The organism is Ancylomarina salipaludis, assembly GCF_004122035.1.
GTDB lineage: Bacteria > Bacteroidota > Bacteroidia > Bacteroidales > Marinifilaceae > Ancylomarina > Ancylomarina salipaludis.
Genome location: NZ_SAXA01000001.1, coordinates 266,969 through 282,648, shown reverse-complemented (window position 1 = coordinate 282,648; position 15,680 = coordinate 266,969). Strand labels below are relative to the sequence as shown.

Here is a 15,680-nt window from a genome sequence, read left to right as displayed (position 1 = left end):
AAAACATATGGCACTAAATTATATCTGGGTTTTCTTTTTTCTTATAGCCTTTGTTGTGGCATTTATAAAGTTGATTTTTTTTGGAGATATGGAAGTCTTTCCAGACATGATCAATTCAACTTTCGATATGGCAAAAACGGGTTTTGATATTTCTCTGGGTTTAACCGGAGTCTTAACCCTTTGGTTAGGTATTATGAAAATTGGAGAAAAAGGAGGTATTATTAAGATTTTTTCCCGGTTGATAGGTCCTTTCTTTAATCGTTTGTTTCCCGATTTACCCAAAGATCATCCTGCTCATGGTTCTATCATGATGAATTTGGCAGCAAATATGTTGGGTTTGGATAATGCTGCGACACCAATGGGTTTAAAAGCCATGACTCAAATGCAAGATGCGAATCCTGTTAAAGATCGTGCTTCAAATGCTCAGATCATGTTTCTTGTACTGAATACTTCCGGACTGACCATTATCCCGATTTCAATTATGGTTTATCGTGCTCAACTTGGCGCTGTAAATCCTGCCGATATTTTTATTCCAATATTGTTAGCAACCTATTTTTCAACCATAACCGGATTAATAGCCGTATCGGTTATGCAGAAAATCAAACTGTGGGATAAGGTGATTTTGCTCTATTTAGGTGGGATGACTGCTTTTATTATTGCTGTGATCTTTTACTTCTCAAGTATCGAAAAGGAGCAAATTGCATTAATTTCAAGATTAGTGAGTAATGTCTTTCTTTTTTCGGTAATTGTTGCTTTTATATTTTTGGCATTTATTCGAAAAGTGAATGTTTATGAGAGTTTTATCGAAGGGGCAAAGGATGGTTTTGCTATTGCCGTGAAAATTATTCCTTATCTGATTGCTATTTTGGTTGCAATTGGTGTTTTTAGAGCATCAGGAGCTCTTGATATGTTCATTCAGGCTGTTGAAAGGTTTTGCGGCCTGTTAGGGATTAATGGCGATTTTATTCCTGCTTTACCTACAGCATTAATGAAACCTTTAAGCGGTTCAGGAGCACGTGGTATGATGGTGGATGCCATGACTCAATATGGTGCAGATAGCTTTATCGGACGTATGACTTCAGTTTTGCAAGGGGCGACTGATACCACATTTTATATTATAGCGGTTTATTTTGGTGCCGTTGGTATTAAGAATACCCGTTACGCTATTACATGTGGTTTAATTGCTGATTTTGCAGGGATTGTAGCTGCTATTGGTATTGCTTATTTATTCTTTCATTAATCTTTGAAAAAAGAATACCTTTGTCTCGAAATTTTAATAACCCAATTTACCATTAAGCTATGATTAATTTCAAGATTGATACGGAATATATTGAACTTATAAAACTGATAAAAGCACTGAATATTAGTGAAAGTGGCGCTCAGGCAAAGATTTTTGTTGAAGATGGCCAGGTTATTCGCAATGGTGAAATTGAATACCGTAAGCGTGCAAAGATTCGTCCGGGAGATAAGATTGAGATTTTTGACGAAGTGATTATTGTTGAATAATTTGCAATAAATTCTTAATTGAAACAAAGTATAAAAAAAGTCCAGCAAGTCTGGACTTTTGTTGTAATTATAGCGAATGTTTTAGTGATTGGGGTTAAGGAGTTGTAAAAAATGCTCATCTTTCCAGCCTTCCTGACCTTTAATCCATTGTTTTTTTGTTCCGGTTATTTCGAAGCCTTTTTTACAAAACAAATCAATACTTGCCTGATTATTTGTGGTGATATTGCAGTAGAGTTGATGCAATTGTAAGCTCTTAAAGCAATAGTTTATAAGGGTTTCAAGCGCTTCACTGGCATAGCCCTTTTGTCGATGAATTTTATCATGAAGCAGAACACCAATGCCAGCTCTGTTATGAAATGGATCAAAGTCGAAAAGATCTATTAAACCAATTGGTTCTTCGTTTTCTTTTATCTCAATAACCAATCGTAATTGTTTGCTTTCATAAATATCCAAATGTGAATTTTCAAGATATTGTTTCAATACAAATAGTGAGAATGGCTTTTGGCAATGGCTCACCTCCCATATTTCTGAATTATTTTCCCATTTATAAAGGAGTTTTAAATCCTGTGGTTCCAAGGCCCTTAGTTGGATAGATGTATTTTCTAGAATTTGCATAAGATCGATTCAAAAGAATAGGAATAATTCAAGTCTTTAGTTCTTGTTATACCATTTTATAGTTCGTGTAAAAGCATCGTAATAGCCTTTTTTGAACGCGATATCCAGAAAAGTTTTTTCATCTTTTTTATTCTCAAAGGCCTCATAGGTATATCGTGATAAGCCATCTTTTCCCTGATTCATATTGAGCCTGTCAATTGGTAAATTATTGAAATAATTGAGCGACTTTGGATGATTTAATGCCATAATTTGAATGGTGTATTTGTTCGGTTTTCCTGATTTTAAATTAGAGAAAAGAACTTCCTCACCCCAGTAGGCTTTACGAACAAATGCATCCCAGTAGCTCTTTTTCAAAACTTCGCCCAAAGCGAGTTGCGCTTCTGATTTATTTGGGAAAATCTTGTAGCTATATCTGTAAATGTTTTCAGAATCCCTGTAAACATTAACGCCGTCCAAATTCTTAAAGTAAGATACCGGTCTGACTTCCTTGAGTGACATCAACTGAATGGTATATGCCGTACTAGTTGAGAAATTCATTTTAGGATGAATCAGCTGACCATTAATAACTGTACGAATAAACGAATCCCAATATCCCATACGAATGAGACGGTTTAATTCCTGTGTGGCAGCAGCAAAAGATCTAAATTTCTTATAGGTATATCGACTTAACCCATCGCTTGTTTGAAAAATTTTAACATTATCAAGGTAGCTAAACATTTCCGGGTCCATTGGGATTTGGAGAGCCAGAATCTGGATGGTATAATAAGTTTCTTTTTTACTTACTTTTGGTGAAGCTTCAGGAATTTCAACAACCGGATCTGTACGAGTTACTTCCTTTTTGATAAGTTTTACTGGTTTTACTTGTTCAGGGGCTTTCTTTTTAACAGCTTCTTTCTTATCCGGCGTTACTTCACGCATTTCTTTGGTTTGAGTTTTTTCAATTGGGAGCGCTATAGGCTGAGTTTTTTTAAGTTTAGGTTGTTCTAATTTATTATCAATTTCAGGAGTAGCCGACTTTTTCTCAACACTAATCTTACTTTCTTTATAATCGATAAGTCCCATATCCTTAGGATAATCATCTTCGTCTTCGAGACGAAGAGAGAGAGGTAAGAGGGTAATAACACTATGATTCTCTGTATTTGCGTATTCAGCAGGTACGTTCATAACCGTACTTAAGGGTCTATAGCCTTCAGCTCGTACTTCTAAGTTGTATTGTTTCCCAGCATTTATAATGAAAAGAAATTTTCCTGATGCGGTGTTGGGACGGTACAAGCCGATCGTTTTATTACCATGGCTTAATTTGATTCTTGCGTGTCCAACAGGCTTGCCTTTAGTGTTGACAAGTTTCCCTTTAAGAACGAATAAACCTGTGTTCTCAGCTTCGGGTGTTAGAATTCTGAAAATATCAGTTCGACCATAGGACCCTTTTCGGTAAGAAGCCATGTACGCTCTTTTCCCATCCGGGGTGGGGGTGAAATAGATATCTTCTTTTGTTGAATTAATGGGGAAACCAATATTTACAGGTTCGTTCCAACGTCCATTTTCAAAGCTTGATTTAAAGATGTCAAATCCACCCATTGTTTTATGCCCTTTTGAGCTAAAATAGAGGGTTTTACCATCGTGGTGGATAAAAGGCGCTTCGTCGTCGTAAATCGTGTTGATGATAGGTCCCAGATTTTGTGCAGGTCCCCATTGTCCGTTGGGTAATTTTTTTACACTGTAGATATCCATTTTTCCATAACCTCCGGGACGATTACTCGAAAAGTAAATGGTTTCTCCATCTGCTGATATGGAAATATGACTTTCTTTGCTTGGAGAGTTGATCTCAGAATTTAATTTTTGTGGTCTGGACCAGTTTTCACCGTTTAGTTTACTCACATAAATATCACCGCCGTTGGATTCATTATTGTTGTAATAGCCGGCTTTGTAGACGTAAATTTCCTGACCATCAGCTGATATTGAGATCGATGCATCGTGATCTTTAGTATTTAGAACACTGATGCCTTTAGGCTCTGACCAAACACCATCCACTTGATGCGAGATATAGATATCTTCGAAAAATTGTCCGTCTTTATCAACCTTACTTCCCGTTCCGTTACGTCGTGATGTGAAAACCATGGTTGTTTCATCTGCCGTAACACCAGGACTATGTTCAGAATATTCGGTATTTATTAAATGTCCAAGATTTTCAACTTTAATATTAACCGGATGTTCAGTAAATTGAATTGCATTTCTGCAAATCTCAATTTCATGTTCAATTTCAGCAACATATACTTCATCTTCACGAGGGATCAAATTTAGCAGATTGTTAAAGGTTCGTATGGCTTTGCTAAACTGATAATTGATATGATACGATTTTCCCAGATTGTAGTAATAATCCAGAGGGATATTGTTTTTCGATTTTGTATATCGAATCGCTTTTTCAAGGTATTCGGTCGATTTTTCCTTTTCTGACTCGAGGTTAAAATAGCAGACTCCCAGCATATTGTTAAGTTCAGCATTTTTTTGGTCGAGAAGTAGTAACTCATATAAAAGTGGTGCTGCATCGCCGTAATTTTTGTTGGCAAAATACATTTCTGCCATTTTTGTTTTTTTACGTTTGCTTGTTTTGTCTGAGGTTGAGAGGGAATAGCTAGCGTAACTGTTATTGACACCAATTGCTATAATTATAAAGAACAAAAAAGTTCTTAAAAGTTGAGTGGATGTTTGTTTGTGAATTCCAGAATTCAACTTCATCATATTTTTAAATATTATAGACAATTAATTATCATATAAAATGAGAGAATCGTGTTTGATTTTTAAATTTTAAAGCCGAAATCTATTATGAGAATTTGGTAGATTCATATTGAATCATCCCTTTAAAATTTTCAGAATAGGTATAGGCAAATTTTATTAAATAAAACACTTCTAAATGTTGTGACAAGCCTTGTAGGCACTGAACAATGCAAGATATAAAAAACTTTGATTTTTTTGCATAAAAAAAACGCAGAAATCATAATCCGCGTTTTCTTTTGATAACTATTTTATCTTGTAATCTTAAAAAAATGATCATCAATTTAGTTTTAAAAAACTTGAGTTGTGTCAAAATTTTCAAGATTTTCTGCAATTCTTTTTAAGAATAATCCCCCAAGACCACCATCAACAACTCGATGATCATAGGATAATGAAAGAACCATAATGTGTCTGATACCGATGGTGTCACCCTGAGGGGTCTCAATAACAGCTGGTTTTTTCTTGATGGCACCTACAGCTAAAATTGCAACTTCCGGCTGATTAATAATAGGTGTGCCGGTAGTGCTACCAAAAGCCCCCAGATTGGTAATTGTAAAAGTACTTCCCTGAATATCATCTGGTTTTAATTGATTCGTTCTGCCTCGATTTGCCAGATCATTAACCGACTTGGTTAAGCCAATCAAATTCTTTTCATTCGCATCCTTAATAACAGGAACTATAAGGTTACCGTTGGGAAGGGCAGTAGCCATACCAATATTTACAAAGTTTTTACGAATGATTTTATCACCGTCAACTGAAACGTTGATTAAAGGATAGTCCTGAATAGCCTTGCACACAGCCTCAACAAAAATTGGGGTATATGTCAGTTTTTGATTGTGTTTCTTTACAAAATTATCTTTTACCTTATCTCTCCATTGAACAATTGGAGTTACATCAACATCGATAAATGAAGTGACATGAGCTGATATTTGCAGAGAGTTTGTCATGTGCTGAGAAATTAGCTTTCTCATGCGATCCATCTCAATTATTTCAACGTTTTGTCCTGTGTAAGAAACATGTTCAGCAGGAGCACTCGTTTGAGGTGTTGTCATTTTTTGCTCTGGAACGATTGGCTTAGGTATTGCAACTTTACGATCTTCAATATAGTGTAGAATATCTTTTTTTGTAATGCGTTTAGCCTCTCCGGAACCGATTATCGTGTTGAGTTCCTCGTTCGAAATATTTTCAGCTTTGGCAATTGTACGAACAAGAGGAGAAATGAAATTGCCATTTTCGGTTTTGGCTTTCATGGGTTCATTGCTCACTTCAGGTTCTTTTGCCAGCGAGATGTTAATATCTTTTTCTTCGATTTGAGTTGCCTCTTCAGAAGTCGTTGTAGGTGTATCTTCAATGCTTTCGCCCTCAGAGGTAATTATAGCAATCAAATCACCAACTTTTGGAACATCACCTTCTTCAAATAATATTTTTGCAATAATTCCACTGGCTGGAGCCGGAATTTCCGAGTCTACCTTATCGGTTGCAATCTCCATGATTGAGTCTTCTTCTTCAACAGAATCACCTTCTTTTTTTAGAAGTTTAGTAATTGTTGCTTCGATGATACCTTCGCCCATTGCAGGAAGGAAGATTTCGAATTTAGCCATATTGATTTTGTTTAGTGTTTGTTTATTTAGTCTAAATAGAATGCAAATTTAATTAAAAAAGAGTAAAAGACAAGTATGTCTGATTAGTAATCTGTATCTACTTTTCTTAATTCACAATTGATTTTTTCTATATCATAAAAATTTGATTCTTTCTTGAAGATAAACTTTCTAATTGAAATAAAGAGTCTTGTTCACAAACTTATAAAAGTGGAGTTTTGAGAATCGGAGCTTTATAAACTTTTATCAAAGGGCATTCTGTTTAGAAGCGAACGGCCTAAAGTGATTTCATCGGTGTATTCGAGCTCATCGCCAATGGATATGCCTCGTGCAATGGTTGTTATCGGAACGTCATGAGGTTTCAGTTTTTTGTAGAGGTAGAAGTTGGTTGTGTCGCCTTCCATAGTTGTACTTAGGGCTAAAATAATTTCTGCTAAATCTTCATGCTCGGCTTTTTCAATCAGAGGTTGTATGCGTAAATCGCTGGGGCCAATGCCATCCATAGGCGAAATAATACCTCCTAAAACATGGTAGATTCCGTTGTATTGTTGCGTGCGTTCTATCGACATCACATCACGGATACTCTCCACCACACAAATGGTTGATTTATCTCGTTTGGGGTTTGCACAAATGTCACAAATATCTGTATCAGAAATATTAAAACATGATTTGCAATGTTTTACTTCTTCGCGGAGCTGGATGATTGTGTTTCCAAATTTTCTAACCTCATCTTTACTTTGATTCAACAAATGTAAGACGAGTCTTAACGCTGTTTTACGTCCAATCCCAGGGAGTTTAGAGAATTCAGAAACGGCGTTTTCTAAGAGTTTTGATGGAAAGTTATCGTAGTTCATATTTGTGTTTAGAATCCGGACATGGCGATTTTGTGATGCATGTCTTTAAAATTTATTAGTTCAAATGTAAGGAATTCTCAGCAGTATTTATTCACTTGATTTCTAATTCCAGGCTAAAGCCTTATCGTTATGATGATAATAATTTCTATTTTTGGCAGGTACTTTTAAACTCCCTTTATGTCTCCGTTAAATATCATCTTTGTAGTTGTTGGCTATTTTTCACTTTTACTATGCATTTCTTATTTTACTGGCCGAAAAGCTGATAACCAGGCTTTTTTTCTGGGAAATAAACAATCTCCCTGGTATGTGGTTGCTTTTGGTATGATTGGAGCTTCACTTTCGGGGGTTACTTTTATTTCGGTTCCTGGATGGGTCAAATCGACAGAGTTTTCATACATGCAAATGGTTTTGGGTTATATGCTGGGCTATATTGTTGTGGCTAATATCCTTTTACCCTTATACTATCGATTGAATTTAACGTCGATATATACCTATTTAAATCAAAGATTTGGCCGGGTATCATACAAAACAGGAGCCTCTTTCTTTCTTCTTTCACGAACCATTGGCGCCTCGTTTCGTTTGTTTTTAATGGCCAATGTCCTTCAGATTACAGTGTTTGATGCCTGGCATGTGCCTTTTGCACTAACGGTTGTAATCACGATCTTACTCATCTGGTTGTATACGTTTAGAGGAGGGATAAAAACGATTATCTGGACGGACAGTTTACAAACTTTGTTTATGCTGTTTTCTGTCGGAATTAGTATTTATCTGATTATGGATAAGCTCGATTTGAATCTGTCAGGTGCTTTAAGTGCCATATCTGATAGTGATTATGGAAAAGTTTTTGAATTTAAGGATTGGGCAAGTAAACAGCATTTTCTGAAGCAATTTTTTACGGGGGCTTTTATCACTATTGTGATGACGGGGCTCGATCAGGATATGATGCAAAAGAATTTGAGTTGTAAGAATTTGGGCGAGGCTAAAAAGAATATGTATTGGTATGGTTTTGCTTTTATACCGGCCAATCTTCTGTTTCTGATGCTTGGTGCTTTACTTTTATTGTTTGCACAACATCAGGGAATCGCAATTCCTGAGCGAGGAGACGACCTGTTTCCAATGTTGGCAACCCAACATCTTGGTCCGGTAGTTGGCCTTTTCTTTTTGGTTGGTTTAATGGCGGCGGCTTATTCCAGTGCAGATTCGGCTCTCACATCCCTAACCACTTCTTTTACGGTTGATATTTTGGGTGCTGACGAACATGATGAAGTTAAAACGAAGAAGCTACGGGGGCGTTCTCATCTTCTGTTTTCGTTCATTCTATTGCTTGTTATTCTAATATTTAGAGCAATTAATGATGAATCGGTTATTTCAGCCATTTTTACTGTTGCCGGCTATACTTATGGTCCTTTGCTTGGTTTGTATGCTTTTGGCCTATTTACTTCTGTTCAGGTTATGGATAAGTGGGTGCCATTAGTGACCCTGATTGCTCCAATTTTGTGTTACGTATTCTCACAGAATTCGATGGATTGGTTTGGATTTAATCTGGGTTTTGAATTACTGATGTTGAATGGATTTCTCACCTTTATTGGCTTACTGATCATCAGGAGAAAGACGGTTAAAGGTTAAAGGTGGATATTGCTTTTTTATCACCTCAATTCATCCACCCAGGTAGTTTTTTTGATTTGGGTTTACGCCCGTAAAAGAAGTCGTCCAAAGGTGCAGCAATACGTCTGAAGAGTGGCGAATGTTTAATTCCAAATCGGATTGCATTATGCAACAAATTGTCAGGATGCGAGTAGGGACATGTTGCCATACAGCGACCGCAATCGGTACCCGCTTTACACCAATAGGTAAAACAGGATTCGGAATTGATTTGCCATCTCTTTACACCATCAACCATCTTTGGAGCGTCTGACGAAATGGATTTGCTGGGGCAAACATCAGCACATTTCTTGCAGTTTAAGCAGAAGTCAAGCATGTGGTTCAGTTTTTTTCGATCTTTGGTTTTTAAGGGGAATTCTGTTGTAACCACTCCAAGTCTAATTCTGGGCCCCTGTTTTGGAGTCATTAATAATCCCATACGACCAATTTCACCCAAACCGGCATCGCGGGCAACCAGTGGACAAACAAGCTGATAATTGCCATCGATATGTGCTCGTGCTGAGTAGCCCAGATGTCTTAAAAATTCAGCAATTTGAATGGCAATACGTCCTGAATCGAGATATTGTTGTGCTGACTCCATCACAATGGATGCCTGTGGAGCAGATTGAACCATTTCTTCATTCATCTCAACGGTGAAGGCTATTGCATGGCTGTGTGAGTTGTGAATCTCATTTCCATATTCGTCTCCACGTCCCTTGTGTGAATAAAAATGGTAGTCTTTAAGCTCACAGAAATCGATATCTAAGGCACCGAGTTTCTTACCCCATGCTTTTAGGAAAGAACTCATCTTTTCAGAATCTGTTTTTGTTCGTGATGGGTTGACTGCACCATCAACTGCTTTTTTGAATTGCTCAATGGCAAAGAAGCTGGCATGTGTTGCAGCAAATGCAAAAGAATGATTGAATAAAGATTTTTCAGAACATAAGCCAGCCTCTTTTCTGAAAGCATTATCGAGTTCTTCTTTTTCAGGATATTTGAGGTAGTAATTTTTATAGTTTTCACTACCAACTATCAATTCATTGCGCGAAAACATGATATTTCTCTCATCAATTTTATTTAAGGGCGTTTCGTCACAAATATTTTGAGGTGTTTTAAAAGGATAGATAAACAAGAGTCCTGTTAGAATTAAATCGATTAATAGAATCAGGGCCAAAATGTTGTAATTGTAATACCAGGCAACGAAATAGGGGATGGGAAGCAGCAAGCCAATTAAAAGTGCTCTGATTGCGGCTTTCTTTTCGTTTTCGAAATAAAAAACGAGGGTGCTGTATAGGAGGATTATAGCAAAGGCGATTGAACTAACCAGACAGAAAAGTGTCGAAAGATCGAAAAGAAAATTCATGGATAACAGGTATTTAAGATTTGGGTTCTCATAAAAAATACGTGCGTTAAGATAGGCTAATTTCTTTATCTACTCCTTTAGAATACTGAGTTTAGATTGATTACAAAATAGGTTTGGGTTTATCGATATCGCTGGAAAATGATCCTTTAGGGTTTAGGAATTTACCTAAAAGGAGAGAGTCTCAGTTTGAATGAGACTCTCGGAATATTGGGATTTGGGGTTAGTATGCTAATTGAATTTTAAAATTGATAGACGAAAGCATTTATACTCATGCCGGCACCTACCGAAGCAAATACCATATGGTCACCTTTTGTAAACTGATGCCCTTCAAGTTCTCCTTTGGCAATCATATCGTATAGAATAGGGACTGTTGCAACAGAATTATTTCCCATTTTTTTAATGATCATTGGCATGATATCATCGGGAATCTGGCGTTCGCCATATAATCGGAACAGACGTTTTGCAATGGCTTCATCCATTTTTTCGTTAGCTTGATGAATCAATATCTTCTTAATATCCTTTAATTCCAGTCCTGCTTTTTCAATACATTCTTTTACCAATTGTGGAACGTTCGAAATAACGTATTCATAAATTTTATGCCCATGCATCTTGATATAGAAATCACGATCTCGGTTTTGAAAATCGGGATTGTGTGAGGCTCCTGACCATAACAGATAAGCTTCATTTAAGGTATCTGTTCTTACAGAATGAGATAAAATCCCGGTTTCATTTTTACTTTCAACCGCCTCGAGTAGGGTTGCTCCAGCACCATCGGCATATATCATACTATCTCTGTCATGCGGATCGCATACTCTGGAAAGGGTTTCAGCACCAATCACCAAAATTCTTTGGGCGTCGCCTGATTTGATATAATAGTTGGCTTGAATCATGGCTTGGACCCAACCCGGGCATCCAAAAAGGATATCATAGGCTACAGTTTTTGGATTTTCGATTTTGAGTAAGTGTTTCACACGTGCGGCCAGACTTGGCATTAACTGTGGTGCAACCGTATTGGCCGATACGTCACCAAAATTATGAGCGACCAAAATGTAGTCGAGGCTTTCTTTATCAATTCCTGATGATTCAATCGCTCTGCTTGCCGCGATATAAGCCAGATCCGAAGCTTTTTGATCTTCGCGAGCATAGCGTCGCTCTGCAATACCGGTAATGTTGTAGAATTTGTCGAGTGTTTCGTGTGTTGTTTTCCCGGTAGACTCACCGTTTACATCGTAGAATGTGTTTTGCAGGAAAACTTCATTTTTTATTTCAACTTCAGGAATACATCGACCTGATCCTATAATTTTCGAATATCTGCTCATCTTTATTTTTATTTGTTAGACTGAGTAGGGTACACGAAAAAACTTTAAGGGAATGCCTTAAAGTCAGTTGAATACGAGTATGAAATATCTCTTAAAAAAAGAGCCTTTTGTTAGAGTAGTTGCGGCTAAGATAGATAAATAATTAGAAAATTGATTTTTTTAGACAAAAAAACGCAATCAAATCCTGATTGCGTTCTATTAGTTTTTAAACTTAATTTTATTTTTTTAATAGTTCATCTTTTAGTCTTTTATCGACCGGGTTTTTGCCTAACCAGATGCCCCAAAGTGCTTGTTTGAAAGCAAGTCCATTAATTTTTGTTAGCTCTTTCCCATTTTTCGAAATTGTTGTGCCCGATTCAGGAATGTAAGAAAATTGGAATAAATCCTTTTTTTCAACACCTTGCTTAAATACATCTAAAAAGGCATTGATTTCTGATTGAATGGCTTCTGGTTTACCTTGTGTCGATTTTTCAAATCCTTCTCGAATGGCTTTGTCCATCTTTTCAGCTGTGATTAAACCTGAAATAATGCTTAGACGAACAACAGCTGTTTCGTCACTGGAAACAGTATGGCTCGCATCTTGTTTTGTGTCGGAAATAAAAAGGCCCAAGGTGTACATATCCATCCACAATTTGACACGAGTTCCGGTTCCTTTTAAAAGAAGTTCCTGATTATTGATGCTTAATTTCTTAGGAAAAATTTCAGCTTTGTTTTGCGAAATTGAATTGAGGCTAAATAAAGCCAAAACGATGGGTATGATGATCTTTTTCATATGGTTTTAATTTTAAAATCCACAATATCAAGTGGATGATTGGGGTTGAAAAATCTGTTTTTAACTGTAGAAGATTTTGGCGTAGCACAAATAAAATGTGGCGACAATATTGACCAGATAATTTAGCCAAAGCGGGTATTGGCGTTTCCCGGATTTTAAGTCTCCTTCGAGTATGTAGATGAATGTAAAAAGAACACCAAAAGCCCACATTAAAAGAAAAGACCAGTTGAAACTGCTCACATCTTTTGTTTCCCAGGTTTGTACAACCTGAGGAATGACACCTATACTGAGTATGATATTTCCAAACCAGCCCAGTGATTTAAAGAAGCTGATTTTTTTGAGTAATTTCTGCATAATTGCTTTTCAATTTTTAATAAGTAAAAACAATATTACGAATATTCTCATTATAAACTAAGCAGGTAGTTAATTATTGATTCGTTAAAGCGCGTGTGTCTTTGATGGTTGACTTTGATTGCCAGATGTTTGGTTCTTGCCATATTGCCTGTATAGGTTTTGTGTAATACGCCAAATCCTGCTGCGTAGCCTGTGAAATAGAACTTTGTGAGTATTTGTTGAATACCTAAAGCCAGAAAAGCCCCATTAAAAAGGAAGGTAAATGAACCTTCGAGTACTTTGCCACAATACATTTGTCCCGATCCGGGAATGAAACGAGATAAATTCTCGGCTTTCTCAATAGATTTTAATTTGGGTAAATTCTTTTTCGAATACAAGGAATCAATTTTTTGAAGAGCAAGTATTTTGTTACCGACTTCATTCGTGTTGATGTATTCTCTAGCTAAATCCTCGGCCTCGTCCCATTTTTTCAGTTCATTTAAAATGAAAATTTCTACCAGTAGGGTTTCCTTGGGTAAGATTTGGTTTTTGAGTTTATGTCTGAGTTGACTGATTTGTATCTGAGCTTTTTGTATTTGATTATCGAGATAATAACAAAGGCTCAGTTCTTTTTTGATTTGGATGTAACGATTCTGGTCAACATCGTAAAGACGAATTCTTTCAAGGGCTTTACAGGCTTTATTAAATTCAGAGAGTTGTTTGTAACACTGCGCTTTTTTATACAGAATTTCCGGCATTTGAGCCTGGTCAGACGCGAAATATAAGAAACGCTCGTATTCTATAGCAGCCAACTGATAGTTCTCTTGTGAGAACAAGCTGTCAGCTTTTAATAAAGCCGTTTGGTTTTGTCCCTGGCTAGTTGAATATATTCCGAAGAGGAATATGAATATTAAATAAGATTTTTTGATCCATTTCATGATTGAACTCCTCGTTTGATATTTTTACTGAAAATACTGAGCCATAAATATTACCGACATAAAACACGGTGAAGATTGAGCCAAATAGAATTGTTTTAAAATTTTTGAGTCCCAATTTCCTGTGGTTTTCCCATGTAACCAGACCTGTTGAAGTCACCATAAGCATAGAAGCAATTCCTTCGCCTGTTTTGCCTGCATATATTTTACCCGAGCCTGGAACAATGGCCGACATCAAACCAGCCAGCCACATTTTTTTTGGTTTTCGGTTCACAATTGTTGAATGCAGTTTGTCTAAATTGGCAACTTCGGTTTGTAGAGCAGGAAGAATAGCATCCGATTTAATACGTTTATTTTCATAGCCGTCAAAATCGCGTTCGAGCAAGGCTATCCCAGAGTATTCAAATTGTCTTAATTGGTCTAATTTGTTATCAAGTTCAATTTGTTGTAAGACTTGTTTGGCAGATGTGTAGTTTTTTGTATGTGCGTAGTTGTAAGCTGCAAAGAACTGGCTTTTATGATAAAATATTGATTCTTTCCTTACATTTTGAAAGCTTTCGGCTGAACTGCTTAATTGCTTTAACGAGTACAAGGCCCAACCTTTCATATAATATAAACTATCGCTTTGCGTTTTACCATTCAAAAAATCTAGTTCGATAAGGGCTTCATCAAAATCGTTTGATTTAATCAGATGATAAATGAATTCGAATCGTTGTTTTTGCGAGTATTGAGCCAACAGGTTTAATGACAGCAAGCAGAAGAGGGAGGCTATAATTATTTTTTTCACTTGTATTCTGTTTTTGTCAAAGGTTTAATACGGTAAAGATTAACACTATCATGAGCATGATAAGTTTTCTGATCAAACTTAAAATAGTTAATGCTTGTGCCTGCAATTCGATTGCATCTGCAAATTCTGTCGGAGCTTAAAAAGATTCCTTTTATTAAGCCGTATTCTCTGATGGCATCTTTGCTAAAATCAGAGCAAGTAGGATGATATAGGCAGTCGGCCGAAAATTGCTGGGATATCACATTCTGATAGAGATAGAGCAAAGAGCCAAAGCCTAAGCTGACAGGATTGTATTTTTTCAACCAGTTACGTTCATTTTTATAGATGTAATCTCTCTTGTGTTTATGGGTGTCAAGGGTGTTGGTTTTGGTCTTCAAAATGAGTTGAAGATTGTTTTTTTCGACTGATTGTGCTTTGGGTTGCAAACAAAATCCCCAAATCAATATAAGCGTGATAATAATTTTACAACTTGGATGGATTAACTTTCGCATTGTCGGGAATTTTAAAGTTAAAATAGGGTGAGCTCGGGCTGCTGCTAACCTTGATGTTGGAGAAAATTGTTCTCTGAACAATAGAATCTCTTTCAGGTGTATAACTTATTTCGGTAAGCTTGGTAGGCATCTGAAAATAAGTTGTCTTAAAATAATCGTAGTAGTATATTTTCTTAACTATAATCTCATCTATATCGAAGTAAGCTGCATATATTGGGTTTTCATTTTCGTATACAACTTCAACTTTTTTTACCGTTTTCATTGTTTCCGGAGCTTCCCAAACAAATATTAAATACTCCCCGTCAAGTCTTGTGTCCATCATAGTGAACCCTTCTTTCTCGAGTCCTAAATCTTGTTGGCGGTTGTTGGCAAAATAATAAATTAACTCATTCTCTGTAGATAGAGTGTAATCTTGTGTATAAGTGACTGTGTTGCTTTTGGGAATATATAGTTTTAGTTCCCCTTTTCGGTTACTGATTTTTATAAATTCATTAGGAGCACTATAGGCTGAGACCAGGATGCCTTGTTCATTATCGTAAAAGAACTCAGCATGCGCTTTAGTCAATAAGCCCTTTTTATAGGATTGATTATCCATGCTATAACTTATGAAGTTTGAGCTTTTTTGAGAAAATGAAATTGAAGGGAAAAGAATAACCAATAAGAGTGTTAAGCGGAAAAGCAACATAATATGGTG

General features: G+C 36.4%; 15 protein-coding genes. 3 read left to right on the top strand and 12 right to left on the bottom strand.

Going from position 1 to position 15,680, the window contains the following annotated elements; translation table 11 throughout:
• The first annotated feature begins 7 nt into the window (after positions 1 to 7).
• A complete protein-coding gene (locus EO244_RS01235) occupies positions 8 to 1,240 on the top strand; it encodes a nucleoside recognition domain-containing protein (protein ID WP_129252150.1) in 1,233 nt (410 codons plus the stop codon).
• A 59-nt stretch (positions 1,241 to 1,299) separates the two neighbouring features.
• Complete coding sequence (locus EO244_RS01230; RefSeq protein ID WP_129252148.1) at positions 1,300 to 1,506, top strand: RNA-binding S4 domain-containing protein; 207 nt, start codon at positions 1,300 to 1,302, stop codon at positions 1,504 to 1,506.
• Positions 1,507 to 1,587: 81 nt separating this feature from the next.
• On the opposite strand, the gene EO244_RS01225 is transcribed toward EO244_RS01230, so the two are convergent.
• The 4 genes from EO244_RS01225 to recR all read right to left on the bottom strand — a co-directional run bounded on the left by EO244_RS01225 (position 1,588) and on the right by recR (position 7,345).
• Positions 1,588 to 2,121 (bottom strand): GNAT family N-acetyltransferase, encoded by a 534-nt coding sequence (locus EO244_RS01225; RefSeq protein ID WP_129252146.1) that lies wholly within the window; start codon positions 2,119 to 2,121, stop codon positions 1,588 to 1,590.
• 36 nt (positions 2,122 to 2,157) lie between these two features.
• Positions 2,158 to 4,704 carry a PD40 domain-containing protein gene (locus tag EO244_RS01220; protein WP_164977382.1) on the bottom strand — a complete coding sequence of 849 codons (2,547 nt, stop codon included), beginning with the start codon at positions 4,702 to 4,704 and terminating at the stop codon, positions 2,158 to 2,160.
• A 479-nt stretch (positions 4,705 to 5,183) separates the two neighbouring features.
• On the bottom strand, positions 5,184 to 6,494 hold the full coding sequence (locus tag EO244_RS01215) for a dihydrolipoamide acetyltransferase family protein (protein WP_129252142.1): 1,311 nt from the start codon (positions 6,492 to 6,494) through the stop codon (positions 5,184 to 5,186).
• 230 nt (positions 6,495 to 6,724) lie between these two features.
• Positions 6,725 to 7,345 carry a recombination mediator RecR gene (gene recR / locus EO244_RS01210; RefSeq protein ID WP_129252141.1) on the bottom strand — a complete coding sequence of 207 codons (621 nt, stop codon included), beginning with the start codon at positions 7,343 to 7,345 and terminating at the stop codon, positions 6,725 to 6,727.
• A gap of 177 nt (positions 7,346 to 7,522) precedes the next feature.
• Here recR and EO244_RS01205 point away from each other — a divergent pair, with 177 nt between their 5' ends.
• Positions 7,523 to 8,971 carry a sodium:solute symporter gene (locus EO244_RS01205; protein ID WP_129252140.1) on the top strand — a complete coding sequence of 483 codons (1,449 nt, stop codon included), beginning with the start codon at positions 7,523 to 7,525 and terminating at the stop codon, positions 8,969 to 8,971.
• A gap of 25 nt (positions 8,972 to 8,996) precedes the next feature.
• On the opposite strand, the gene EO244_RS01200 is transcribed toward EO244_RS01205, so the two are convergent.
• From EO244_RS01200 to EO244_RS01165, 8 genes are all read right to left on the bottom strand, one after another.
• Positions 8,997 to 10,349, bottom strand: coding sequence for a 4Fe-4S dicluster domain-containing protein (locus EO244_RS01200; protein WP_129252138.1), 1,353 nt, complete (start codon positions 10,347 to 10,349; stop codon positions 8,997 to 8,999).
• A 239-nt stretch (positions 10,350 to 10,588) separates the two neighbouring features.
• A complete protein-coding gene (locus EO244_RS01195) occupies positions 10,589 to 11,668 on the bottom strand; it encodes a 3-oxoacyl-ACP synthase III family protein (RefSeq protein WP_129252137.1) in 1,080 nt (359 codons plus the stop codon).
• Between the two features lie 217 nt (positions 11,669 to 11,885).
• Entirely contained in the window at positions 11,886 to 12,440 is a 555-nt protein-coding gene (locus tag EO244_RS01190) for a chalcone isomerase family protein (RefSeq protein ID WP_129252135.1), read from the bottom strand.
• Between the two features lie 60 nt (positions 12,441 to 12,500).
• Complete coding sequence (locus EO244_RS01185; RefSeq protein WP_129252133.1) at positions 12,501 to 12,794, bottom strand: PQ-loop domain-containing transporter; 294 nt, start codon at positions 12,792 to 12,794, stop codon at positions 12,501 to 12,503.
• 50 nt (positions 12,795 to 12,844) lie between these two features.
• A complete protein-coding gene (locus EO244_RS01180; protein WP_129252131.1) occupies positions 12,845 to 13,711 on the bottom strand; it encodes a tetratricopeptide repeat protein in 867 nt (288 codons plus the stop codon).
• A complete protein-coding gene (locus tag EO244_RS01175; protein WP_129252129.1) occupies positions 13,650 to 14,495 on the bottom strand; it encodes a tetratricopeptide repeat protein in 846 nt (281 codons plus the stop codon). Before EO244_RS01175 ends, EO244_RS01180 begins: the two co-directional genes overlap by 62 nt.
• Entirely contained in the window at positions 14,492 to 14,986 is a 495-nt protein-coding gene (gene yidD / locus EO244_RS01170) for a membrane protein insertion efficiency factor YidD (RefSeq protein ID WP_129252128.1), read from the bottom strand. The genes EO244_RS01175 and yidD overlap by 4 nt, the downstream gene beginning before the upstream one ends.
• A complete protein-coding gene (locus tag EO244_RS01165) occupies positions 14,958 to 15,581 on the bottom strand; it encodes a hypothetical protein (RefSeq protein WP_129252126.1) in 624 nt (207 codons plus the stop codon). The genes yidD and EO244_RS01165 overlap by 29 nt, the downstream gene beginning before the upstream one ends.
• Positions 15,582 to 15,680 lie beyond the last annotated feature (99 nt).